The 22660-nt window shown below is 62.8% G+C and carries 27 protein-coding genes and 1 pseudogene; 13 read left to right on the forward strand and 15 right to left on the reverse strand.

Features of this window, described 5'->3' with window-relative positions; all coding sequences use genetic code 11:
* Window positions 1–193 precede the first annotated feature (193 nt).
* Genes XH88_RS09650 through XH88_RS09670 form a run of 5 tightly spaced genes read left to right on the forward strand, consistent with a single transcriptional unit; the run spans window position 194 to window position 3794 of the window.
* Window positions 194–805, forward strand: a complete 612-nt coding sequence (locus XH88_RS09650; RefSeq protein ID WP_271615155.1) for a DUF1285 domain-containing protein — start codon at window positions 194–196, stop codon at window positions 803–805.
* A gap of 2 nt (window positions 806–807) precedes the next feature.
* A complete protein-coding gene (locus XH88_RS09655) occupies window positions 808–1479 on the forward strand; it encodes a CoA pyrophosphatase (RefSeq protein WP_271615156.1) in 672 nt (223 codons plus the stop codon).
* Entirely contained in the window at window positions 1476–1739 is a 264-nt protein-coding gene (locus XH88_RS09660; RefSeq protein WP_271615157.1) for a DUF6111 family protein, read from the forward strand. Before XH88_RS09655 ends, XH88_RS09660 begins: the two co-directional genes overlap by 4 nt.
* Before the next feature lie 22 nt (window positions 1740–1761).
* The gene (locus tag XH88_RS09665) at window positions 1762–3027 is read left to right on the forward strand and encodes a CCA tRNA nucleotidyltransferase (RefSeq protein ID WP_271615158.1); all 1266 of its coding nucleotides are present in this window, start codon (window positions 1762–1764) and stop codon (window positions 3025–3027) included.
* A complete protein-coding gene (locus XH88_RS09670) occupies window positions 3024–3794 on the forward strand; it encodes a TSUP family transporter (protein WP_271615159.1) in 771 nt (256 codons plus the stop codon). The genes XH88_RS09665 and XH88_RS09670 overlap by 4 nt, the downstream gene beginning before the upstream one ends.
* Before the next feature lie 13 nt (window positions 3795–3807).
* Here XH88_RS09670 and XH88_RS09675 read toward each other — a convergent pair whose 3' ends face one another.
* Together XH88_RS09675 and XH88_RS09680 are read right to left on the reverse strand one after the other, a co-directional pair.
* Entirely contained in the window at window positions 3808–4176 is a 369-nt protein-coding gene (locus tag XH88_RS09675; RefSeq protein ID WP_271615160.1) for a VOC family protein, read from the reverse strand.
* Between the two features lie 70 nt (window positions 4177–4246).
* The gene (locus XH88_RS09680) at window positions 4247–5185 is read right to left on the reverse strand and encodes a helix-turn-helix transcriptional regulator (RefSeq protein WP_333909243.1); all 939 of its coding nucleotides are present in this window, start codon (window positions 5183–5185) and stop codon (window positions 4247–4249) included.
* A 15-nt stretch (window positions 5186–5200) separates the two neighbouring features.
* On the opposite strand from XH88_RS09680, the gene XH88_RS09685 reads away from it, so the two are divergent.
* Window positions 5201–5785, forward strand: a complete 585-nt coding sequence (locus tag XH88_RS09685; protein WP_271615161.1) for a TauD/TfdA family dioxygenase — start codon at window positions 5201–5203, stop codon at window positions 5783–5785.
* Between the two features lie 89 nt (window positions 5786–5874).
* Here the strand turns inward: XH88_RS09685 and XH88_RS09690 are convergent, their stop codons facing one another.
* Both XH88_RS09690 and XH88_RS09695 read right to left on the reverse strand, forming a co-directional pair.
* A complete protein-coding gene (locus XH88_RS09690; protein WP_271615162.1) occupies window positions 5875–6318 on the reverse strand; it encodes a GFA family protein in 444 nt (147 codons plus the stop codon).
* Between the two features lie 249 nt (window positions 6319–6567).
* Window positions 6568–7455: a helix-turn-helix transcriptional regulator gene (locus XH88_RS09695; RefSeq protein ID WP_271615163.1), complete on the reverse strand. Its 888-nt coding sequence runs from the start codon at window positions 7453–7455 to the stop codon at window positions 6568–6570.
* Window positions 7456–7547: 92 nt separating this feature from the next.
* Here XH88_RS09695 and XH88_RS09700 point away from each other — a divergent pair, with 92 nt between their 5' ends.
* A complete protein-coding gene (locus XH88_RS09700) occupies window positions 7548–8432 on the forward strand; it encodes an SDR family oxidoreductase (protein ID WP_271615164.1) in 885 nt (294 codons plus the stop codon).
* A gap of 227 nt (window positions 8433–8659) precedes the next feature.
* Here the strand turns inward: XH88_RS09700 and XH88_RS09705 are convergent, their stop codons facing one another.
* Window positions 8660–8872, reverse strand: a complete 213-nt coding sequence (locus XH88_RS09705; RefSeq protein WP_271615165.1) for a YodC family protein — start codon at window positions 8870–8872, stop codon at window positions 8660–8662.
* A 75-nt stretch (window positions 8873–8947) separates the two neighbouring features.
* Window positions 8948–9238 (reverse strand): annotated as a pseudogene (locus XH88_RS09710) (DUF3750 domain-containing protein); the annotation flags it as partial.
* Between the two features lie 182 nt (window positions 9239–9420).
* Between XH88_RS09710 and XH88_RS09715 the strand changes: the two are divergent.
* Entirely contained in the window at window positions 9421–9630 is a 210-nt protein-coding gene (locus XH88_RS09715) for a hypothetical protein (protein WP_271615166.1), read from the forward strand.
* Between the two features lie 37 nt (window positions 9631–9667).
* On the opposite strand, the gene hpaD is transcribed toward XH88_RS09715, so the two are convergent.
* On the reverse strand, window positions 9668–10513 hold the full coding sequence (gene hpaD, locus XH88_RS09720; protein WP_271615167.1) for a 3,4-dihydroxyphenylacetate 2,3-dioxygenase: 846 nt from the start codon (window positions 10511–10513) through the stop codon (window positions 9668–9670).
* Between the two features lie 1507 nt (window positions 10514–12020).
* On the opposite strand from hpaD, the gene XH88_RS09725 reads away from it, so the two are divergent.
* Window positions 12021–12194 (forward strand): hypothetical protein, encoded by a 174-nt coding sequence (locus tag XH88_RS09725; RefSeq protein WP_271615168.1) that lies wholly within the window; start codon window positions 12021–12023, stop codon window positions 12192–12194.
* A 1442-nt stretch (window positions 12195–13636) separates the two neighbouring features.
* Here XH88_RS09725 and XH88_RS09730 read toward each other — a convergent pair.
* From XH88_RS09730 to XH88_RS09735, 3 genes are all read right to left on the reverse strand, one after another.
* Window positions 13637–14041 carry a hypothetical protein gene (locus XH88_RS09730; RefSeq protein WP_442868427.1) on the reverse strand — a complete coding sequence of 135 codons (405 nt, stop codon included), beginning with the start codon at window positions 14039–14041 and terminating at the stop codon, window positions 13637–13639.
* Complete coding sequence (locus XH88_RS39195) at window positions 14022–14150, reverse strand: hypothetical protein (protein WP_442868428.1); 129 nt, start codon at window positions 14148–14150, stop codon at window positions 14022–14024. Before XH88_RS39195 ends, XH88_RS09730 begins: the two co-directional genes overlap by 20 nt.
* A 400-nt stretch (window positions 14151–14550) precedes the next feature.
* Window positions 14551–14997 carry a DUF3750 domain-containing protein gene (locus XH88_RS09735; RefSeq protein ID WP_271615194.1) on the reverse strand — a complete coding sequence of 149 codons (447 nt, stop codon included), beginning with the start codon at window positions 14995–14997 and terminating at the stop codon, window positions 14551–14553.
* Window positions 14998–15179: 182 nt separating this feature from the next.
* On the opposite strand from XH88_RS09735, the gene XH88_RS09740 reads away from it, so the two are divergent.
* Window positions 15180–15389 (forward strand): hypothetical protein, encoded by a 210-nt coding sequence (locus XH88_RS09740; protein WP_271615170.1) that lies wholly within the window; start codon window positions 15180–15182, stop codon window positions 15387–15389.
* A 221-nt stretch (window positions 15390–15610) separates the two neighbouring features.
* Here XH88_RS09740 and XH88_RS09745 read toward each other — a convergent pair whose 3' ends face one another.
* Genes XH88_RS09745 through XH88_RS09765 form a run of 5 tightly spaced genes read right to left on the reverse strand, consistent with a single transcriptional unit; the run spans window position 15611 to window position 18744 of the window.
* A complete protein-coding gene (locus XH88_RS09745) occupies window positions 15611–16360 on the reverse strand; it encodes an HAD family hydrolase (protein ID WP_271615171.1) in 750 nt (249 codons plus the stop codon).
* Entirely contained in the window at window positions 16351–17250 is a 900-nt protein-coding gene (gene hemF / locus XH88_RS09750; RefSeq protein WP_271615172.1) for an oxygen-dependent coproporphyrinogen oxidase, read from the reverse strand. Before hemF ends, XH88_RS09745 begins: the two co-directional genes overlap by 10 nt.
* A gap of 4 nt (window positions 17251–17254) precedes the next feature.
* Complete coding sequence (locus XH88_RS09755) at window positions 17255–17620, reverse strand: 6-pyruvoyl trahydropterin synthase family protein (protein WP_271615173.1); 366 nt, start codon at window positions 17618–17620, stop codon at window positions 17255–17257.
* A 14-nt stretch (window positions 17621–17634) separates the two neighbouring features.
* Window positions 17635–18267 (reverse strand): 7-carboxy-7-deazaguanine synthase, encoded by a 633-nt coding sequence (gene queE, locus XH88_RS09760; RefSeq protein WP_271615174.1) that lies wholly within the window; start codon window positions 18265–18267, stop codon window positions 17635–17637.
* Window positions 18268–18285: 18 nt separating this feature from the next.
* Window positions 18286–18744: a tRNA (cytidine(34)-2'-O)-methyltransferase gene (locus XH88_RS09765; protein WP_271615175.1), complete on the reverse strand. Its 459-nt coding sequence runs from the start codon at window positions 18742–18744 to the stop codon at window positions 18286–18288.
* A 280-nt stretch (window positions 18745–19024) separates the two neighbouring features.
* On the opposite strand from XH88_RS09765, the gene petA reads away from it, so the two are divergent.
* From petA to XH88_RS09780, 3 genes are all read left to right on the forward strand, one after another.
* The gene (gene petA, locus XH88_RS09770; protein ID WP_271615176.1) at window positions 19025–19555 is read left to right on the forward strand and encodes a ubiquinol-cytochrome c reductase iron-sulfur subunit; all 531 of its coding nucleotides are present in this window, start codon (window positions 19025–19027) and stop codon (window positions 19553–19555) included.
* Between the two features lie 62 nt (window positions 19556–19617).
* The gene (gene fbcH / locus XH88_RS09775; RefSeq protein ID WP_271615177.1) at window positions 19618–21690 is read left to right on the forward strand and encodes a cytochrome b/c1; all 2073 of its coding nucleotides are present in this window, start codon (window positions 19618–19620) and stop codon (window positions 21688–21690) included.
* Window positions 21691–21836: 146 nt separating this feature from the next.
* On the forward strand, window positions 21837–22511 hold the full coding sequence (locus XH88_RS09780; protein WP_271615178.1) for a dienelactone hydrolase family protein: 675 nt from the start codon (window positions 21837–21839) through the stop codon (window positions 22509–22511).
* The last annotated feature ends 149 nt before the right edge of the window (window positions 22512–22660 follow it).

Genomic DNA, 22660 nt, shown 5'->3' on the forward strand with positions numbered 1-22660 from the left:
TGGGCCCTATGCTAAACTTGCAGGAACGCCATGTATTCGTTGAATTAACCTATCCCCACCTTATCGGCTTCGGGTTATGTACGGCATCACGAAGTGGAGACCTCCACACCGGACTTGCCCGGGGTGGAACCGGATAGTTACGTACAACGTAGACCTGCACCAATCGTGCCAAATGACAAAGTCAGGGCAAACCATGGCGAACCAAGGGCAGAGCGCCGATCGCGGTCTTGAAGGGCTGACTGCCGCCGCCCAGAGTGCCGCCAAGGCCGAAGGCGCCAAAAAGGGCCTGCCTCCAGTGCATCTGTGGAATCCGCCGTTCTGCGGCGATCTCGACATCCGAATCGCCTCCGACGGTACTTGGTTCTACATGGGCACGCCAATCGGGCGTCACGCGCTCGTGCGCCTGTTTTCGACCATCCTCAAGCGCGAAGGCGACAAGCACTTCCTCGTCACGCCGGTGGAGAAGGTCGGCATCCGCGTCGACGATGCGCCGTTCATGGCGGTCGAGATGCAAAAGCACGGCGAGGACAACCGGCGCGTACTGAGCTTCCGTACCAATGTCGGCGACTGGGTCACCTGCGATGCCGCGCACCGGCTGCGCTTCGAGCAGGCGGCGGACGGTGGCCTGACGCCGTATCTGCATGTCCGCGCCGACCTCTGGGCCAAGGTTACCCGCGCGCTCTATTACGATCTGGTTGACATGGGCGAGGAGCGGATGGTCGATGGCCAGCCGATGTTCGGCGTCGAATCATCAGGCGAATTCTTCGCCATGGCCGACGCGGAGCAGGTGAGGGCCGCACTTTGAATTTGAACAAGCCCATCCCGACGAGCGAGCCGGCCGCCATGGGGGCCGCGGATTTCTTCGCCCGCTCGAAGGCGAGGCTCGGCTTCGATGTTCCGCCCGGCCTCTACGATCCCAACATCATTCCGGCGTCCGGCGACCCCGGCACCGACAAGATGCTCGAGATCGTCGCGCGCGAGCAGCCGGTGCGCCCCGCCGCGGTCCTGATCGCGGTGGTCGATCATCCCGAGCCGACCATCCTCCTGACGCAGCGCTCGGCGCATCTCAACGATCACGCCGGCCAGATCGCCTTTCCCGGCGGCAAGATCGATGCGACCGATTCCTCGCCGCTTGACGCCGCATTGCGCGAGGCCGAGGAAGAGGTCGGGCTATCAAGAGATTTCGTCGAGCCGATCGGCTATCTCGATCTCTACGGCACGGCGTTCGGCTTCCGCATCCTGCCGACGGTGGCGAGGGTGCGGCCGGGTTTTCAGCTCACGATCAATCATTCCGAGGTTGATGACGCATTCGAAGTGCCGCTATCCTTCCTGATGAATCCGGTGAACCACCAGGTGCACAGCAAGGAATTCCGCGGCATGGAGCGGTTTTATTATGCCATGCCGTTCGCGGAGCGTTACATCTGGGGGGCTACGGCCGGGATGCTGCGTGTGTTGTATGAGCGGATCTATTCATCATGATCCGGCCGGTTCTGACCGAGATCGGAATCTTCCTCATTCCCTTTGCCGTCTATGCGCTGTTCCTCGCCGCCACGCGCTCCGGCCTGTTCGTGCAATCGTCCTGGCCGATCACCGTCGTCGCGCGCCTGATCCTGGTGGCGCTCGTGCTCGTGATCGGCGGGCTGATTGGCCTTGCGCATTTCTCCGGCGCCGCGCCGAATTCGACCTACATTCCCGCCCATATCGAGAACGGCAAGCTCGTGCCGGGCAGGGACAGCTGAATGGAAGGATAAGAGCCGGACGATGAGCGCGGAGCCGATACTTGCCCCCATTCTTGCCGGTGCGCCCTGGCTGACCGCAGGTGGCACGGCGCGCGTCCTGCAATTGCTCAACGCAGGTGGCGAGGAAGCGCGCGTCGTCGGCGGCACCGTCCGCAACGCGCTGCTCGGCCTGACGCCTGGTGACCTGGACATCGCGACCACGGCGCTGCCGGACGAGGTGGTGCGGCGTGCCAAAGCGGCGGGCATCAAGAGCGTGCCGACCGGCATCGACCACGGCACCATCACCCTGGTGATCGATGGTGCGCCTTACGAAGTCACGACGCTGCGCGAGGACACCGAGACCTTCGGCCGCAAGGCGAAGGTCGCCTTCGGCCGCGACTGGGTCAAGGACGCCGAGCGGCGCGACTTCACCATGAACGGCCTGTCGGTCGATGCGAACGGCGTGGTCTACGACTATGTCGGCGGCATCGCCGATGCCAAGGCGCGGCGCGTGCGCTTCATCGGCGATCCCGACCAGCGCATCGCCGAGGATTACTTGCGCATCCTGCGTTTCTTCCGCATCCATGCCGCCTTCGGTGCCGGCGAGCCTGATCGCGACGGCTATCTCGCCTGCATCCGCGGCCGCGCCGGCCTTGCGACCCTTTCGGCCGAGCGCGTGCGCATGGAGATGCTGAAGCTGCTGGTGGCATCAGGTGCATCCGCCGCCGCGCTTGCGATGGCCGAGGCCGGCCTGCTGCAAGCCCTCATCGGCGGCGTCGCCTATACCGGGCCGCTGAATGCGATGATCGCGATCGAGCGCGCGCTCGATCTGCCGGCGAGCAGCACGCGGCGCCTCGCCGCGCTGACGGTGGCCGTCACCGAAGACGCCAAGCGCGTCGCCGCGCGGCTCCGGCTTTCCAATGCGGAAGCCAAGGCGCTGGATTCGATGGGCCATCGCTGGTGGCGGCTGGCCGCCAGGGACGAGGCCAATGCGCGGCGGCTGGTGTATCGGCTCGGTCCCGAGCGCTATCACGATCGCGTGTTGCTGGCCTGGGCGCGAGCCGGCGGCGATATCAGCGCCTCGCGCTGGCGTGCGCTCGCCGAGTTGCCGCAGCGCTGGACTGCGCCGAAATTTCCGCTGAAGGCCGCCGACTTCATCGCGCGCGGCCTGACGGAAGGACCTGCACTCGGACATGTGTTGACACTGGCCGAGGACGCTTGGCTTGCGGCGGATTTTCCACTAGAGGAAACCGCACTCGCCGCCATCGCCGATCAAGCAACAGCACGCGCCACTCGCGAGAAGAATTGACCATCGTCTCAGGCTTCGCCGACATCTCGATTTTCCGGCTGCTGCTGGTCGCGATGATGGCGTTGTTAGCTTCGATCATCGGTGGTCTTGCCGGCTACGGCACCGGCGCCCTGATGCCCCTGGTGCTGGTGCCGCTGGTCGGCGCCGAGCCGGTGGTGCCGATCATCGCGATCTCAGCGCTCTTCACCAATTCCAGCCGCGCCGTTGCTTATCTCCGTTACGCCGACCGCCGCCGCGCAGCAATCGTGCTCGCCTGCGCCGCGCTGACGACTGCGCTCGGCGCCTACGGCTACACGCGCCTCACCAATGCCGGCGCGGCGATCGTGATCGGTGCCATGCTGATCCTGAGCGTGCCGCTGCGACGCGTCCTGCGTCGGCGTGAGGTCAAGATCGGCAACACCGGCCTTGCGGCCGGATCCGTCGGCTACGGCGTTCTGGTCGGCGGCACGTCGGGCTCGGGCGTGATCCTGCTCTCGCTGCTGATGGCGGCGGGCCTCGAAGGCGCCGCCGTGATCGCGACCGACGCGATGATCTCGCTCGGCACCGGCCTCATCAAGATCTCGGTGTTCGGCCTCGCTGGCGCCGTCACCGCACAGGTGCTCGCCTTCGCGCTACTGATCGGCGGCATCGCCATCCCCGGCGCGTTCCTGGCAAAAGCCTTCGTCGAGAGGATGCCGGTGCATATCCACGCCGCGATCCTCGACGTCGCCGTGATCACCGGTGGGCTGGTGATGATCTCGGCGGCGGCGAAGCAGCTCGTTGGTTAGATGACGGCGGCCTCTACGCGGCAGGCGCCAGGACGCGCAGGCGATGACCGTCGGGATCGAGCGCAACAAAGGTGTGTCCGAACGGCATCGCGGTTGGAGGCTGCGCGATCCGCACGCCACGGTTCGTCCAGGTTTCAAAGGTCGCGCGTACCGCCTCCGCGTCTGGCGCCGTCCATGAGATCTCGCTGCTGCCGGCCGCCGAAGCAGAAGGAGGCACGACGGCGTCCCGCTGCCACAGGCCCAGCATGGTGCCGTTCCCGAGCGGAAGCACCACGAACTTGGGAGATGATTGCGCGACGGGGCGCTCCAGCAGCGTCTGATAGAAGGTGGAGCTCGCTTGCGCGTCGTCGACATAGAGCACCACGAGGTTGAAATCGGCCATTTGCATCTCCTGTTCAGCTTGGCGATGGACGAGGCTTACAGGACGGTGCTGACAGTTTCTGTCAGCATGGTCAGGACTCGCTCATGCCCTCCAGCTGCTTCCACTCCCGCAGCAAGTCGGTGCAGCGTCGTGGATAGCGCCGCTCCGTGAGCGTGATCGACAGGATCCGGTCGGTGCGGAAATGGCGGTAGTCGCCGCGGCTCTCGCACCAGGCGGCCACCATGCGTACAGAATCGAAAAACCCGAGCGCGATCGGCCAGATCGTGCGATGGGTGCGGTTGTCCCGTTCGTCGCAATAGGTGATGCGCAATTTGCGTTCCGTGCGGATGGCGGCCCGAATGATCGGCAATTCGGTATCGCCTGCCGCCGGATCACGGCGAGCGACCATCAGGCTCGATGTTTCCAGCGTCCGCTGCAGATCGTCCGGCAGCACGGCCGCGATCTTCGCGAGCGCGTTTCGAGCCGCCTTTCCGAGCGGCTCATCCGGCTGTGTGGCGACCCATCGGCCGCCCAGCACCAGGGCTTCGATCTCCTCTTCCGAGAACATCAAAGGCGGCAGCATGAACCCCGGCCGCAGCACATAGCCGATGCCGGCCTCACCATCGATATGGGCCCCTTGGCCCTTCAGTGTCTCGATATCCCGATAGATCGTCCGCAGCGAGACACCGAGTTCCTCGGCCAGCCGGCCTGCCGCGACGGGCCGCCGATGCCTGCGCAGGAGCTGGATCACATCAAGAAGGCGTTGAGCGCGCGACATGCCGGCTCTTATCACACGCTGCTGCCAGATTCTGTCAGCATCGGCTTTCCCCTTAGTCATTCGCGGTCGCGGCGCGGGAATCGAAGATCTGGTCATTTTGACTTGGGCCGTTAACTCGTCCGGCAATGATTTTCTGCGATCAGCTTGGCTCTTTAATTGAGCGGGTTCCGTAATGAAGGCTTCTTTGGCGCGGCTTGGAATTACGGCAGGAACACACGTATCTATCAAACCTCCGAACGGCAGACATTTCACACGGATTCGTCCGACGTGGTCGGACTGTTATGCATTCGCGAGGCGATGGAGGGAGGGGATTCGCTCCTCGTCAGCACGTCGACCATCTACAACGAGATGGTCGCAAGACGTCCCGACCTTGCGGCCCTCCTGTTCGAACCGATCGCCACCGACCGGCGCGGCGAGGTGCCGGAAAACGAAAAGCCCTACCTCGAAATTCCAGTATTGAATTGGCATGCGGGCTTCCTCACCGGGTTCTATCAGCGCCAATATATCGACAGCGCGCAGCGCTTTCCTGATGCGCCGAGACTGACGCCTGATCACGTCGAGGCGCTCGATCTCTTCGACGCGCTCGCAAATGACCCCAATCTGCATTTCAGCATGCGGCTTCAGCCTGGAGACATGCAGTTCGTCCACAATCATGCGCTGCTGCACGACCGGACCGGATTCCGCGATTGGCCCGATGCAAGCCGGAACCGTCATTTGCTGCGCCTCTGGCCCAGCATGGCAGGCGACCGGCCGCTACCCGATTGCTTCAAGCAGCGCTATGGCTCGATCGAGATCGGTAACCGTGGCGGCATCATCGTCAAAGGGACCAGCCTGAACGTGCCGCTGGACTGACGGGTCCCATTACGTTCACGTCCATGCTGCATGCTCCGGGGGCTTGGCTGTGTCCATTCGCGGCGGCCGCTCGCGGTCTTCCGGACCGGTCAGCGAGACCCGGCCCCTCGCGTTAGGTCGGGCGAATATTTTCGCATCGCGCCTTCGTGAAAGTGTTCGATCTCCCCCTCCAGATGCACCCAATGATGTTTCGACTGCTCGAATACCGATAACGCCGGGGCTGGGAAGTCAGGGGCGGCCAACGCACCAACGGCAACGCCGATCATCGATGGCAGCGCATCGGGCTTCCAGTAGACTGTCGAACCGCACGTTGGACAAAAATAAGTGCGCACCTTGCGGCCACTGTCGCCAACGCGGACGAACTCCGTAGCCGCACCGGAAATCTCGACAGCGTCGATCGCGTAGAACGCGCCGACGCTGAATGGAGCGCCGGTCCGTCTCTGGCAAGCGCAACAATGGCACGCGACCACCAGCTTTGACTGATCTCGCACCTCGAGCTTGAGAGCACCGCAAAGGCATTGGGCGTCGGCCATGGTCGATTCTCCGTCAAGCCGGTCAGGTGATATTGAATTTTAGGGATGGACGCGGGCCGGAGCGCTTTGGAAGCGACTGGCGGCATCAGAGGCGCGACCCGATCAAGGGATCAAGGGTGCGCGGGCACAAAGCAAGAGTACACCTCGCTGCAGCCCTCGACCAGTGAAAAGATCGACCACCACGATTCCGCAGGTCTGTTCGGGTCGGAACTGGTTTTGGCTTAAGGTGGCCGGAAGTTGCCGCGACGCTTACGAGATCTTCTTGTCAGCCTGCCAACATACCGTGGATGCTTCGTCGCGACTGCGACCGGGCGCATCAGCAGAGGGCTTCAGCAGCGCGCGGATCTTGTCCGCATCCGCGGGCGTTGCAGGGTTGTAGATCACCATGTTGAGGTCGGGGCGACCGTCAACGGCGAAGGTCGAAAACTCCATCGAGAGCGGCCCGGCGATGGGATGGTGCAGGACCTTCACGTTCTCGCCATGGCCTTGCACGTCGTTGTCGCGCCACATCGCGGCGAATTCGGCGCTTGTCGCGCAGAGCTCATCCACCAGCGATTGCACGTTGCGGGCCGCGCCCGCGCGCGCCACGTCGGCGCGGAAAGACGCCACCACATAGCGCGCAACGCTTTGCCAGTTGGGCTGCGCTGCCCGTATGCGGCTGTCGCGGAAAATCAGTCGCAGGACATTGCGTTGCCCTTCCGGCAGCGTGCTGTAGTCAGTGAGGATCGCCGCGGCGGCCGCGTTCCAGGCGATCACATCCCACGTCGCGGTGCGGATGAAGGCAGGGCTGCAGTCCAGTATGTCGAGCACGCGCTGCAGGCGGGGCGAGATGCCGTCGGGCGCTTGATATCGGACCTCTGGCGGCCGGCCCAGGCCGAGCAGGAAAAGATGTTCACGCTCGACGTCGGTCAGCATCATGGCGCGAGCAATGCGATCCAGCACATCGGCGGAGGGCGCACCGCCGCGCCCCTGCTCGAGCCAAGTGTACCAGGTCGCACTCACATTCGCGCGCTGAGCCACTTCTTCGCGCCGAAGTCCCGGCGTTCGCCGCCGCTTCAGCGGCAGCCCGAACGACGTGGGATCGAGCTTGGCGCGGCGATCCCTCAAGTAAGCCCCAAGCGGATTGGCGTCCGTCATCCTGTTAGCGCTTATACCTGTATAATCTCACTACTTTACCCGAATGAACAACTTACCAATATCCCTCCATCTTGAACAGGGAGTTGGCCCTCATGCGCGTCTTCGTCACCGGTGCAGCTGGATTCATCGGCACTGAAACCACCAAGGAACTCATTGCAAACGGCCATCAGGTCGTCGGCCTCGCGCGCTCGGATGACAACGTCCGAACGCTCGAAAAACTGGGCGCGGAAGTTCGTCGCGGCTCGCTGCAGGACCTCGATAGCCTGAGGAGCGGAGCAAGGGATTCGGACGGCGTGATCCATCTGGCCTTCATCCATGATTTCGCGAAATTCGCGGAGAATGGTGCGATCGACAAGGCAGCCATCGAGGCCATGGGCGAGGTCCTGGTCGGCACGAACAAGCCCTTCATTGTCACCTCCGGAACGGGCCTTGTCGCGCCCAACGTCGTGGTCACCGAGGACATGCGGCGCGACTCCAGCCCGCATGTCCCGCGCGTATCCGAGCAGGCTGGCCTTGCCTACGCCACGCGCGGTGTGCGCGCGATGGCGATGCGCTTGCCGCAAGTTCACGGCGCTCCCGGAAGGGCCGGCTTGATCTCCTATCTGGTCGAACTGGCGCGCAAGAAAGGCGCCGCCGCCTATGTCGGCGAAGGCACCGAACGCTGGGCTGCGGCGCACCGGCAGGATGTCGCCCGCCTGTATCGGCTTGCGTTGGAGAAGGGCACGGCAGACGCGGTCTACCACGCCGTCGGCGAAGAGGGTGTCCCCATGCGCCAGGTCATCGAAGTGATTGGTCGCGCCTTGAACGTGCCGGTCGTCTCGATCAAGAAAGAGGAGGCAGGCGATTTCTACGGGCCGCTGGCGATTTTCGCTGGTTTGGACATGCCGGCCTCCGGCGCGTTGACGCAGCAGCGCTTGGGCTGGACGCCCGCCGGGATTGGCCTGATCGCCGACATCAGTCAGCCCGGCTACTTCTAGCGCACGATCCGGAAAAGCGAAAAGCGGCTGTCGCGACAAAATGCGGACCGCTTGCGCGGAGTTCATGATCAAACGACAATCTCGAGCGCGATGACGATCCATCCTGATCTCATCGCGCTCCAGGCGAGAGCGCTGCTGGTGCGCACTCGTCGGTCTAGAACCTGACATCTCTCGCCACGGAGGCGGGCGCTGCCATCAAGCGAACGGGATACGGACTTCGAGGTGATCTAGTCGTCGTCCTCGTCTTCTTCCTCGTCTTCATCGTCCTCATCCTCCTCTTCTTCCACCTGGACGAGGGTGGCGAGTGGCAGCGTCTCGCGGAAGAGATCGCCTTCCATGCCCATCCAGACGCAGAGCACGTCCTCGCCCTTGACCTCGGCAACGGTCAGCGGCTGGCCGCCCGATTTCAGCATGACGATATCGCCGGCTTTCAATTCCATGGATTGTCCTTTCGCGTTGATCGACCCGGATGCGACGCTAGCAACTTGTCATGACAGACGGAACACGGCCGCTCAGCCGTTGGTGCGGATCGGGTCGCCCCGCGCCGTGTAATCATATCGCGTGTAGGCCGACGCATTCTTCTCCTTGACCACGATCCAGCTGTGAACGGCGAAGATGCCGCGCCATCTCACCGTGCGTGCCGCAAACACCCGGATGACGGCGTCTGGATGAGCCGCCGCGGGCTGCAGCAGGCCGGCGCTCGAGCGGTCGGCCGTCTGCCAATTGCCGCGGCCATCGGCCAGCCACCAATATCTCGCGGCAGATGCGGCGAGCGGTGCGAAGACGAGGAACAGAAAGACGAGCAAGGGCTTCTTCAAGGGAGCGGTACGGCGGGATGTTCGCTGGGTCATATAAGTCACGTGAATGCCGGCGCCATAGCCGTCTCAATGACCACTGGTTCCCTACGAGATCGTCGCCCACGCGGTGCGGACCGGCATCCGAAATGAAGCCGGTTGTTCCGTTGACCGCATCAGGATGGAGGACGCGCATGGACATGAAAGAGGCCTCGGCGATGACGGAAGCCTCCGGGCTGACGAATGACGAGGACAAATTGGAGCAGGCTTCCCCTCGGAGGCGGGACACCGGGGATGCCGCTACGCGTTGGGCCGATCAGTTGCGGGAGCTGACGGTCAGGGCACCATTGACGGCGCTCCTCGTCGCGTTTCTCCTCGGGCGCTGGGTCGCACGTCGCCGCTAGTTGGGAGCTTCCGTGAAGCTGTTTCAGAGATGCTGTTTCAGAGATGGTGTTCGGCAATGATCTGGCCGCTGCCTGACGACGGGAAGTAGGGGCACAGCAGTTCGGTTTCCCCCTTGTAGCCGTCCCATCCCAGCAGCCCGAACATCATGTGCGTGTCCGCCATCAATGCCTCGCCGTTGCACTTGGTCGAATACTCCGGAAGCATGCGGACGAATTCGGCGTAGCGCCGCTCCTTCCAGAGGTCGAGAACGCGCAGGTCCATCTGCCGGTTGAATTCGCTGCCAACCTGTTCCCACTGTCCGTCGCCGACCTGCTCGTTGGATACGAGCTTGTGCGACATCGAGCCGGACGCGAGCACGGCGACCTTGCGACCGGACGCCGCGATGGCCCTGGCACAAGCGGCCCCGAATTTGCGGTTCTCCTCGACGGTGGCGAAGATCGGCGCGGCGACCGACAGGACGCGAGCCCAGCCGCGTTCATTCATGTAGTGCATCGGCACGATGGTGCCGTATTCGAGCTGCAAGGTCTCGACCTTGTGTGCCAACACCTGAAGGCCGTCCTTGGCGGCCTCTGCCGCAATGGCATCGCCAAGCTCGGGATCGCCCGGATAGTCGTACGCCATGTTCTGAATCATGTGGGGAGCTTCATGGCTGGTGTAGACGCCGCGATGACGCGCATTGGCGTTCATGTGACAGCCGAAGTTCGAGATCCAGTGCGCGTCGAACACCAGGAATGTGTCGGCGCCTCGCTCGCGCGCCCGCTTGCCGATCTCGCGCAGTGCCGCAATCGCGGCAACGCGCTTCCCCTTCAGGGGACCTTCCCGTTCGGAAATCATGATCGAAGGGACGTGCGCGATCTTGGCGGCCAGCACGATCTCTCCCACGGAGGACTCCCTTCCCTGATTTATCATTTATCGTTGTTGCGATCGTAGTGATCGCGATCCCTGCGATAATTGATTCAGGTCAAGTCGGCGCGCCGGCTACGGCTTCGTCCGCCAGGGCGTGTTCTCATAAATGCGCCAATGTCAGCTTTCGGTGTCGAGCAGAAATCCCATGCTTGACCAGAGCATGACTGCTTGTGACGCCCACAAGATACTCAAATCGCCACGTCCCTGTCATGGCTTTGTTGCCATTTAGCCGGCGATTGCAACGACCAACTTTAGGCTTCGAAACGCAGGCCTTCGTTCCAAGCTCAGGAGGGCCGTTTCCGGCCGAAGTCCAGCGATGAGCCAGAGGGTGTTTCTTAATGGATCGTCGCAGCCGCAGGCGGGACCGCTGGCTGCGCCCCGGCGCGTGACCGTTTGTTTGGCTCGGGGCGCTAGGCGATCTTCGTGGCGCCCACAGTTGTGCAGGTAAACAGCGCCTCAAGGTCCGCTTCGGAGAAGGCGCCAAAGCGCCGACACAAAATTCCAGAGTGGCCGGGGTGACGCATCGTCCTGGCGATCCGGCGCGATCGACGGTACGCCGCCGTCCAATTCGGTCAGCCGCTCCACCATAGCTTCCAGATGCGATGGTAGCGGGGGTGAGATCGTCCGTGAGGGAGCCGCGAAGTTGCTCACCAATCTCGTTGCAGATCGCCCGGCGATGCTCCGGGGCAATATCGGGTGACCGATCATGGGCGCGGGTTGGAATGGAGTCCATCATGGCTGGCACAATCGGCGCCGCCTCTTTGCAGCGCACCGCCTATCCTGCCGACGCAGTCCTAACGCGCAGCATACCGACCTTGATCCGGGTAGAGTTGCCAAAACAAGCGTAGTTTGAACGACCTTGAGTGGATTCCCGTGATAGAGTTCCCCTTTCTCATCATTCGGCTTGGAGGGGTGAGGAAATGTCGATCTACCTACAATTACAAACCCACGACATGGGACCGAAGGAGGTCAGCCGCATCATCGCGGCTTACGAGCAAGCGCTGCGGACTCTCTGCGTCAAAGATCGCGATGCCCCCCACGGAAATGATCGCCAAGAAAATAATCAAGATCGCGCAGACTGGCATCGAAGACGCCGCGGAGATTTCGGCTCAGGCGATCAAGGAACTCGAAATGCGTTAGGCATCTTGTGTCTGACGAGCGCTTGGAACCTGAAACATTCCCAACTTCGGCAGGTTGACCATTGGGCGCCGGGGCTTCGCAATCTGCGAGGCGCGCTATGCTCTCTCTGCCGCCGGGCGAAGTAATTCTCACCGTCGTCATCATGGGCCTGACTGTCCTGATCGAGGTTGCGCTTTTCGCCTCGATCGGGATGTTTTGACCTGCGTATGGCGGTGTAGCCGGGAGGATGCCTTAGATTCCGACCAGAGTTTTTCGCCGTTCCCCGCAACGATGGACTGCCTGCGTCGGAACTAATTTTCAGCGAATACAATTGTCTTGTCGTCAGCGATGGAGGATCATCGCCATGAGGATCGAATATCTCTCCGCGATTGTGATAGCTTTTCTTGCCGCTGGTACCGGGCTGGCCGTCAATTTTCTCGGCGCGCCGCCTACCCAAATGCAGTCCACGCCGACGATGCAAGTGGCGGACCGACTAGCTGCGTCGGTCGATCCATTCTTGCATCGATCGGGTGGGTAACTGGCGGCGTTGCAGCCAACGGTGCTTGCATCCTGTGGTAAGTCGTTTCGCGCTGTGGTTGGATATTTATCCGCGGAGTAGCGCTCCTAAGTTGTCTGACGAAATTTTGCTGAAACAGAACGCTGTTACAATGTAATTTAGGTAACCAGCCCTGTTCTTTTTTGTGCCGACATTCCAAGTCAGCCAATCGCACCATGTCGACGCTCAAACATAAGCTGTGAATGGGCTCACATCGGGCAGCGATCAACGGGCCAAGGTCATCCGAAAATTCGGTAGTGGAAATTCTACGATCATTTTCAAACGACGGGGCAATCATGCCCGCCATATTCGACCTGCTCTATCGCGAATACTGCCGCGCCCGCCTCGCTGAAATGCGGCAACAGCTTCTGATCGCGCGTCAAACTCCGCAAGTCCCACAATCGGATTATGGTCCGATTGATCAGGTAGCGTTGGGAGGACGGACACGCAGCACGAAATCAGCTGCTGCGGCGCGCCGAATTGAAGCGGCCGCGGCCGCAATAACGAACAAGCGGCGATGCTCGGGCACCCATTTGCGTACGAACTAGGATTGTCACTGCGCAGTACTTCATCTCGGCTGTGAGGGCTCAACTCATGACGAAACACTTTTCGAAGCGCATTGTGATCGATGTGCTTGTAGTCGCCGTATCTTTGATGACAATCACGATGGTAGCGGCATCGTTGGGCGAGCCCATTGTTGCAGGGCTTGCCGCTTCTATTCCTGGCCCATTCCATCTTGCGGCGGAAAGGACACTTGCAGGTGCCGGGCCAAGCAAACCGACGCTCGCCCGCGCGCCAGCGGGTTGTCGGCTTCGATCTGCTCCTCTGCAATGGAAGGTGGACTGGCTTTTTGGCTCGCCTGCAGCTCCCTTACGATGAATCCCCGCCCAAGGCCGCTGACCCTGCCCTTGAGGCTTAACGGAAAGGGCAAGCCGATGATTTGCTCGCGTTCGCCACGCCGGGATCGACCTCGACTCTGTCGAAGATGCCTGTGAAGTAGCTTACATCCGTTCGCTCGTGGCGCGCGCTAATATGACGAAAGGTTCTTACGTCGACGGAGGCCTCCAATGTTCGCAGCAATCAAATGGAACTCCCGATATAGCGCTCGCGAATGGGTAATGATGGCTGTGGCGCTTGTCGTCCGCACACAGGCAAACCGGCAGAACGGCGAAAGGAAGCCAAAGCAGCCACTCTGGAAGCATTTCGACGACACCCATCATTGGGACTCAACCGCGGAGGAATGGGTCCCCAACCCAGACCGAAGGACTTCCTAAATACCTGCGTACGACGGGGTATCGGGCAGAGCGCAGACCGCCGCAATGTCTGCTTACACAGTATGAGCTGACCTCCGTCTAGCTGGCTGAGGGCAGCCTATGACCCACAGCGGACCTTGGTCAGCCTGTCCGCGTCTCCGCTGCCGTAACTCAGGAGGGCCGTCCGGATTGCTTAATGCGCATCTCAGTCGCCCACTCAGTCAGGCACTGCTCGGCATACCGCAGGCCTTTATTGACCCGCTCTAAGCGATCCCGTCCAGCATCGCTCTCGGGGCCTAACGCAATGGCTTCAACGATATATTGCCCGGCCGTCAGGACACCCTTGCTTACCTCGTCAAGAGCGAGGATGCAGTCACGTTGCCGAGCTTGAGCTTCCTCGGAGCTGGGCTTCACCTCCTTTGCGATGGCCAGTTGAGCCGCTGCTCGAAGAGTTAATCGGCCGTGCAGGCTGCACAACTGTCGCATGTGCTCTGGCGCGTTGTGCAGGTCGAAGCGGTTGAATAGTTCCAATATCTGGGCATTCCAGGAGACGAGTTCAGCAAGCGCCCTCGCCACGGCACGGGCACCGGTCTCGGTTAGCGTGTAGGCGCTTGTTACGCCCGGTATGGACAGCGCGTCCGCCGTGATCCGCTGTATCCAACCTACATACTCCATCTGCGACCACAGAGCATCGTTGGCGCTGCCCACTGACGTTATCATCGTGCCTCCAGGACAAGCCGCAGCGCCTTCATTGACGGACAGATCGCCGGCCGAAAGGGTCGCCAGCCAGAGGCGAAGCTGAAGGCTGTCAAATGCTGCGGAGCTGGGAGGGGTGCTCAAGTCGGTCCTATTGGTTGCCTATACGGGGTAGCGCCATTTCAACGTGCGCCGGAGGAAAAGCAAAGCCACGATGATCACAAGGGCGGCGAACCAAAGGAAAACTGGAACTGGCGATTGATTGTGAATGTGGGCGATGTACAGCACCAGCGCTAGAAGGATGGCAACCAGCGCGTTCGACACCCAGTACAACGGTGAGCGCAAAATTCCTGTTGCTGCGAGTTCAGCAGTACGTTCGTGCGCTCGTGCTACGCGCCACCAGCGGGCATTCCGAGGCGTCCGAGCCCGGGCAGCTTGAGCGCGGGACGCCGAATGTCGAACCCGACGACTGCGCCGAAGAAGTTGATCTCCAGCCCCTCGATCCAGCCGATCTTGAGGCCGACGAATCCGGCAAGGGACGCGTAGACCCCCGTGCCTGACGGCGACACGCCGAACCATTTGTCCGCATAAGGGAAGTCCTTGCCGATTGCCGTCGGAGGAAGGACGGCGCGCAGCTCGGGGACGGAATCGAGTGCGGCCTGCACGAAGGTGTTCGAGTTCGGACCGGGCCCGTCTGGATGAGCCGCCGCGGGCTGCAGCAGGCCGGCGCTCGATCGGTCGGCCGTCTGCCAATTGCCGCGGCCATCGGCCAGCCACCAATATCTCGCGGCAGATGCGGCGAGCGGTGCGAAGACGAGGAACAGAAAGGCGAGCAAGGGCTTCTTCAAGGGAGCGGTACGGCGGGATGTTCGCTGGGTCATATAAGTCACCTGAATGCCGGCGCCATAGCCGTTTCAAAGGCCATTGGTTCCGTACGAGATCGTCGCTCATGCGGTGCGGACCGGCGTCCGACGCCAAGCCGGTTGTTCCGCAACCGCACCAGGACTGGAGGACGCGCATGGACATGAAAGAGGCCTCGGCCATGACGGAAGCCTCGGGGCTGGCGAATGACGATGGCAAATTGGAGCAGGCTTTCGCTCGGAAGCCGGGCTCCGGGGAAGCCGCGATGCGTTGGGCCGACCAATTGCGAGAGCTGACCGTCAAGGCGCCCTTGAGCGCACTCCTTGTCGCGTTTCTCCTCGGACGCTGGATCGCGCGCCGCCGCTAGCGGCTGCGCTGCGAGCGCTCAAACCTCATTCGCTTTATTCGCTTTGGCGCACGTCTCGAAGCGGGCACGGCTTTTCACGACGCTCGTGCCTCCCTCACACGCATCCCAACGATGCCATCATGCGCCTGTTTTGCCCGACGGGTCAACGGATTTTCGTAAAATCCGTAAAGTCCTTGAATTTGCAACGGGCCGGCTACTGTGCATGGGGTTGTTTTCGAGATTTAGCCCGGCACGAGCTCGGTCAGCGAGCGGATGATGCGGTCGGGCTTGACGGTCGAGCCCTCGGGCAGGCCGTCGCCGTGCGCGTCGAGCCAGATCGCATAGATGCCGAGGCGCTGCGGCGTCACGACCTCCCATTCCAGATTGTCGCCGATCATCCAGGTCTCTTCGGCGGTGACGCCGAGCGCCTCCATCGCGTGCCGATAGGCGCGCTCCTCCGGCTTGCCGAAACCGTGCTCGCCCTCGATCTGGATGTGATCGAAACGATGGGTCAGCTCGAAGCGCTCCACCTTGGCGCGCTGCATGTCGGCCGCGCCATTGGTCACCAGCGCGAGCTTGACGCCGTGGGCCCTGAACGCGTCGATCGCATCGTGCGCGCCGGGGAAGACGAAGATCGCTTCCTCGCGATAGGTGGTGAAGCGGTCGGCAAGGCGATCGGCGAGATCGTCGGGCAGGGCACGATGGCCTTCAGCCGCGAGCGCGGCGAAACCGCCGCGCACCGTGAGCCGCCGTGCCTCGCCGAGCTTCATCCGCCAGATCGGCTCGGCGGTGGACCAGAACTGGCGCGCATAGGCAAGCACCGCGGTTGCGACCTGCGGCGGCGGCAGCGGCGCGAGTTCCTCGGCGAATTCCTCCGCGATCGTGTTCCAGGCGATCTCGGGCCGGCCATAGGCCGACAGGATGGTGTCGTCCATGTCGATCAGCATGGCGCGTGGGAGCGGCTTCATGACGGGCTTCATCGTCATGGCCATTTCACCTCCGGCGGCAGCGACGACAGGATCGAATCCACATTGCCGCCGGTTTTGAGCCCGAAGATGGTGCCGCGGTCGTAGAGCAGGTTGAACTCGACATAGCGGCCGCGGCGGATCAATTGCTCCTCGCGGTCTTCAGGGGTCCAGGCGCTCGCGAAATTGCGCCTGACAAGCTCGGGGTAGATCTTCAGGAAGGCGCGGCCGACGTCCTGGGTGAAGGCGAGATCGGCCTCCCAGTCGCCGCTGTCGTGCCAGTCATAGAAGATGCCGCCGATGCCGCGCGCCTCTTTCCGGTGCGGCAGATAGAAATACTCGTCGCACCACTTCTTGTACTTGTCGTAATCGGCAACGCCGCTGTTCTGGTCGCAGGCTTGCTTCATCGCCGCGTGGAAGGCGAGGGTGTCCACATCCTCCTGCGTGCGCCGGCGGTCGAGCACCGGCGTCAGGTCCGCGCCGCCGCCGAACCAGGCCTTGGTGGTGACGACGAAGCGCGTGTTCATGTGCACGGCCGGCACGTGCGGATTGCGCATGTGCGCGATCAGCGAGATGCCGGAGGCCCAGAACTGCGGGTCTTCCGAGGCGCCCGGAATCTGGGCGCGAAACTCGGGTGCGAATTCGCCATGCACGGTCGAGCAGTGCACGCCGACCTTCTCGAACAGGCGGCCATGCAACATCGACATCACGCCGCCGCCGCCGGCCGCACCGGTATGGTCGGTGCGCTGCCAGGGCGTGCGGATGAAGCGGCCGGCCGCGCCCGGATAGAGGCTTTGCGGGGCCTCATCCTCGAGCCGCTCGAAGCTCGCGCAGATGTCGTCGCGCAGATGCTCGAACCAGTTGCGGGCGCGGGCCTTGCGGTCTTCGATCGGGTTGGGGTCCAGTGTCGATGTCATGCCGTTAGCCTTGCGGACCGTAATAAGTGCAGCTCTCATTGCAACTGTCGCGGTGGATGCTGACGCGGGTCAGCTTGCCGATATGCGCCAGCCGCTCCCAGACGAAGCGCGACAGGTTTTCCAGCGTCGGCGTGCCCAGCGCCTCGATGTTGTTGAGGAACTTGTGGTCGAGTGCGAGCCTGACCTCCTCCATCGCACGCTGGAGCAGGCCGAGATCGACCACCATGCCGGTCTTGGCATCAGGCGTGCCGCGCACCGTCACCTCGGCGCGAAAGGAGTGGCCATGGATCTCTTCGCTCGCCGCGCCAAAGGTCGTCCCCGACAGCGAATGCGCCGCCTCGAAGCGGAACGATTTCGTCAATTCCCACATCTATCCGTTCAGTCCTATCTGATGCCGAGCGACTTATGCGTCTGCACGCTGAGCCGCCATTGCGGATGGCGCAGGCAATAGTCGATCGCGCGCGCGGTGTTCTCGACGACCTCCGGTCCGTCCATCGGCTGCAGCGAGAAGCGCTCGAAGGCGAGGCCCTCGAAAGCTTCCGGCGCGGCGAGCGCCTGCGGATAGACCAGCTTCAGCTCATGTCCCTGCCGCAGCACGAGTTCGCTGTCGCCCTTTGGGCTGACACAGATCCAATCGAGGCCCTCGGGCGCGGCAACCGTGCCGTTGGTCTCGACGCCGATCTCGAAGCCGCGCGCATGGAGCGCATCGACCAGGGCGGCATCGACCTGGAGCAGCGGCTCGCCGCCGGTCAGCACCACATAGCGGTTGGAGGCCGATCCTGTCCATTGCGCCGCGATCGTGTCGGCGAGTTCCGCTGCCGTGGCATAGCGGCCGCCAAGCGTGCCGTCGGTGCCGACGAAATCGGTGTCGCAGAACTGACACGTCGCGCCGGCGCGGTCTGTCTCGCGGCCGCTCCAGAGGTTGCAGCCGGCAAAACGGCAGAACACCGACGCGCGCCCGGCATGGGCGCCTTCGCCTTGCAGGGTCAGGAAGATTTCCTTGACCGCGTAGCTCACTGGTTTCTCCTCGTCATATCAATCGTGCGGGTTCCGCACCTGCCGCAGCGCTTCGCCTGCGGCCATCGCCGCGCTCATGGCGACATTGAGCGACCGCAGCCCCGGCGTGATCGGGATCACCAGATGCGCATCCGCGGCCTCGACCACGGCGTCGGTGACGCCGGCGCTCTCGCGCCCGAATAGCAGGATGTCCGACGTCTGGTAACGGAAATCGCGGTAGTCGATGGCGGCTTTGGTGGTGAACAGCAACAGGCGGTACCCTTGGCCTCTGCGCCACGCCTCGAATTTCGGCCAGGAATCGTGCCTGACGATGCTGACATGGTCGAGGTAATCCATTCCCGCCCGGCGGAAATGCCGGTCGGAGACCGGGAAGCCGGCCGGTTCGATGATGTGGGCGGCGATGCCGAGGCAGGCGCAGAGCCTGAGAATCGTGCCGGTGTTCTGAGGGATGTCGGGTTGGAAAAGCGCGATCTGCATGGGCGTTACAGGGTCGGTTGAGGGCCGGAAATGTCTCAATAAAACATCGCTGGCTCGGGAATTCGTGCATTGCACGTTCCCGCGCCGTTAGCGGGCTTGCGCTCGCCCTGCAAGGGTGCCAATAGAACGATTCTGGACTGCTGTTTTCGCCTTGTTTTGGTGGGGACACGTGAAGTTCTGCCGCCGCGGGGGGGCCGCGGGCGCCGGCAGCACTGTTCCGGGGACCTTGGGGGCTCCTGGAGCGGTTCCACCGGTCGCATAAGAAGAAAGGGTTGGAATCGTGACGACAGCGTCTTCGGCGGACCATCCGACACGCCGTGATTTCTTATTCGTTGCAACGGGGGCGGCCGCAGCAGTAGGGGGCGCAGCCACGCTCTGGCCCTTTATCTCCCAAATGAATCCGGACGCCTCGACCATCGCCGCCGGTGCGCCGATCGAGGTCGATCTCAGCCCGGTTGCCGAAGGACAGGACATCAAGGTGTTTTGGCGCGGCAAGCCGATCTATATCAGCCACCGCACCAAGAAGCAGATCGACGAGGCGCGCGCCGTTCCCGTGGCGAGCCTGCCGGATCCGCAGTCCGACGAGGCCCGGGTCAAGTCCGGCCATGATCAGTGGCTGGTCGTGATCGGCATCTGCACCCATCTCGGCTGCATCCCGATCGCCCATGAAGGCAATTACGACGGGTTCTTCTGCCCCTGCCATGGTTCGCAGTACGATTCGTCCGGCCGCATCCGCCAGGGGCCCGCGCCCGCGAACCTGCCGGTGCCGCCGTACACTTTCGTTTCCGACACCAAAATCCAGATCGGCTGAGCTGCGGACCCGCGTCCGAAGCTTCGCGCCGTCTCGTCGTTTTATTTCCTCAGGATCGCATCATGAGCGGACCATCCGACTACCAGCCGAGCAATCCGGCCCTGCAATGGATCGAGCGGCGCCTGCCGATCTTTGGTCTCATGCACTCTTCCTTCGTCGCCTATCCCACCCCGCGCAACCTGAACTATTGGTGGACCTTCGGCGCCATTCTCTCCTTCATGCTGGGGATTCAGATCCTGACCGGCGTGATCCTGGCGATGCACTACACGCCGCATGCCGATCTCGCCTTCAAGTCAGTCGAGCTGATCGTTCGCGACGTGAACTACGGCTGGCTGCTGCGCAACATGCATGCGGTCGGCGCGTCGATGTTCTTCTTCGCAGTCTACGTCCACATGCTGCGTGGGCTTTATTATGGCTCCTACAAGGAGCCGCGCGAGGTGCTCTGGATCCTCGGTGTCATCATCTATCTCCTGATGATGGCGACGGGCTTCATGGGCTACGTGCTCCCCTGGGGTCAGATGAGCTTCTGGGGCGCCACCGTCATCACCAATCTGTTCTCCGCCATTCCCTATGTCGGCGAGAGCATCGTGACGCTGTTGTGGGGCGGCTATTCGGTCGGCAACCCGACGCTGAATCGCTTCTTCTCGCTCCACTATTTGCTGCCGTTCCTGATCGCGGGCGTGGTCGTGCTGCACGTCTGGGCGCTGCACGTCGCGGGCCAGAACAATCCTGACGGCGTCGAGCCGAAGACGGAAAAGGACACGGTGCCGTTCACGCCGCACGCGACCATCAAGGATATGTTCGGCGTCGCCTGCTTCCTGCTGCTCTACGCCTGGTTCATCTTCTATATGCCGAATTATCTCGGCGACGCCGACAACTACATTCCGGCTAACCCGGGCGTGACTCCGCCGCACATCGTGCCGGAATGGTATTACCTGCCGTTCTACGCGATCCTGCGCTCGATCCCGAACAAGCTTGCGGGCGTCATCGCGATGTTCTCGGCGATCATCATCCTGTGCTTCCTGCCCTGGCTCGACAGCGCGAGGACCAGGTCATCGAAGTATCGCCCACTGGCCAAGCAGTTCTTCTGGATCTTCGTGGTGGTCTGCATCCTGCTCGGCTATCTCGGTGCGCAGCCGCCGGAAGGTATCTATGTGATCGCCGGCCGGGTCCTGACGGTCTGCTACTTCGCCTACTTCCTGATCGTGCTGCCGCTGCTTTCGCGCATCGAGAAGCCGCGGCCGGTGCCGAACTCGATTTCGGACGCCGTGCTTGCCAAGACCGGCAGCAGGTCGACGCCGATGGTTTCGACCGCGATTGCGCTCGCCCTCGCAGGCACGCTGTTCGCCGCCTCGGCCGACAAGGCCCGCGCCGAGGAAGGTGGCACCAAGCCGCCGGCCAACAGCTGGTCCTTCGCGGGCCCTTTCGGCAAGTATGACCGCGGTGCGCTCCAGCGCGGCCTGAAGGTCTACAAGGAGGTCTGCTCCAACTGCCACGCGCTGTCCTACGTCGCCTTCCGCAACCTCGCGGAAGCCGGTGGCCCCGGCTATTCGGTGGCGCAGGCGGCGGCCTTTGCCTCCGACTACAAGATCAAGGATGGTCCGAACGACCAGGGCGAGATGTTCGAGCGGCCCGGACGGTCGGCCGACTACTTCCCCTCGCCCTTCCCGAACGAGCAGGCGGCGCGTGCGGCGAACGGCGGGGCGGCACCGCCCGATCTGTCACTGATCACCAAGGCACGCTCCTACGGCCGCGGCTTCCCCTGGTTCATCCTCGACTTCTTCACCCAGTATCAGGAGCAGGGCCCGGACTATGTCGCCGCCGTGCTCCAGGGCTTTGAGGACAAGGTGCCGGAAGGCGTGACCATCCCGGAGGGCTCGTACTACAACAAGTACTTCCCGGGCCATGCCATCAAGATGCCGAAGCCGCTCAGCGACGGCCAGGTGACCTATGACGACGGCTCGCCGACCACGGTTGCGCAATACGCCAAGGACGTCACCACGTTCCTGATGTGGACGGCCGAGCCGCATATGGAAGCGCGCAAACGCCTCGGTTTCCAGGTGTTCGTGTTCCTGATCATCTTCGCGTTCCTGATGTACTTCACCAAGAAGAAGGTCTGGGCCGACTCGCACTGAACGGCGCACGACACGAGAATGAAAAGCCCCCCCGCAAGGGGGCTTTTTTGTTGGACACGCGCGTGTGTTGTCCGGCGCGATTGCCTATCGCGCGTATAGCGGCCAAAATACCGCCAACCGCCACCAGAAACGCGTCGGAGGACACCATGGGAACCGCCATCACCTTCAAGCGCCCGGACGGCAAGGATGCCTCCGGCTATCTCGCCAACGCCGCGCGCGGGAACGCGCCAGGCGTGGTCGTGATCCAGGAGTGGTGGGGCCTGTCCGACCAGATCAAGGGCTTGTGCGACCGCTTTGCGCTCGCCGGCTTCGATGCGCTGGCGCCGGATCTCTACAAGGGCAAGGTGGTGCCGTATCACGATACGGATTCCGCCAACAAGGAAATGAACTCGCTCGACTTCATGGACGCCACCACGCAGACCGTGCGCGGCGCCGCGCAATATCTGTCGCGCAACGGCGCCAAGGTCGGCCTGACCGGGTTCTGTCTCGGCGGCGCCGTCACCATCATCGGCGCGGTGCATGTGCCGGAGCTAGCCGCTGGTGTCGTGTTCTACGGCATTCCGCCGGAGCAGGCCGCCAAGCCCGCCGATATCAAGATCCCGCTGCAGGCCCATTTCGCCAACAAGGACGATTGGTGTACGCCGGAGCTGGTCAGCGGTTTCGAAAAGGCCATGAAGGGCGCCGGCAAGTCACTGGAGCTGTTCCGCTATGACGCCGAGCATGCCTTCGTCAACGAGCAGCGCCAGGCCGTGCACGACCGCGAAGCCGCCGAGCTCGCTTGGGGCCGGGCGACGGAGTTTTTCAAAAAGCATCTGGGGTAATTATCGGTAGCCACATCGTGGGGCGGCGCCCTTGACGCCGTCCCCGCGCCATGGTGAGTATCCGGCCCATGAGCACTGCAGTCCGCCCATCCCGTCGTTGGTGGCGCACCTCCTAAGAGGTGGCCGGTGCGATTTGTTTTCCCAAAATC

This window comes from Bradyrhizobium sp. CCBAU 51627, from assembly GCF_028128765.1.
GTDB lineage: Bacteria > Pseudomonadota > Alphaproteobacteria > Rhizobiales > Xanthobacteraceae > Bradyrhizobium.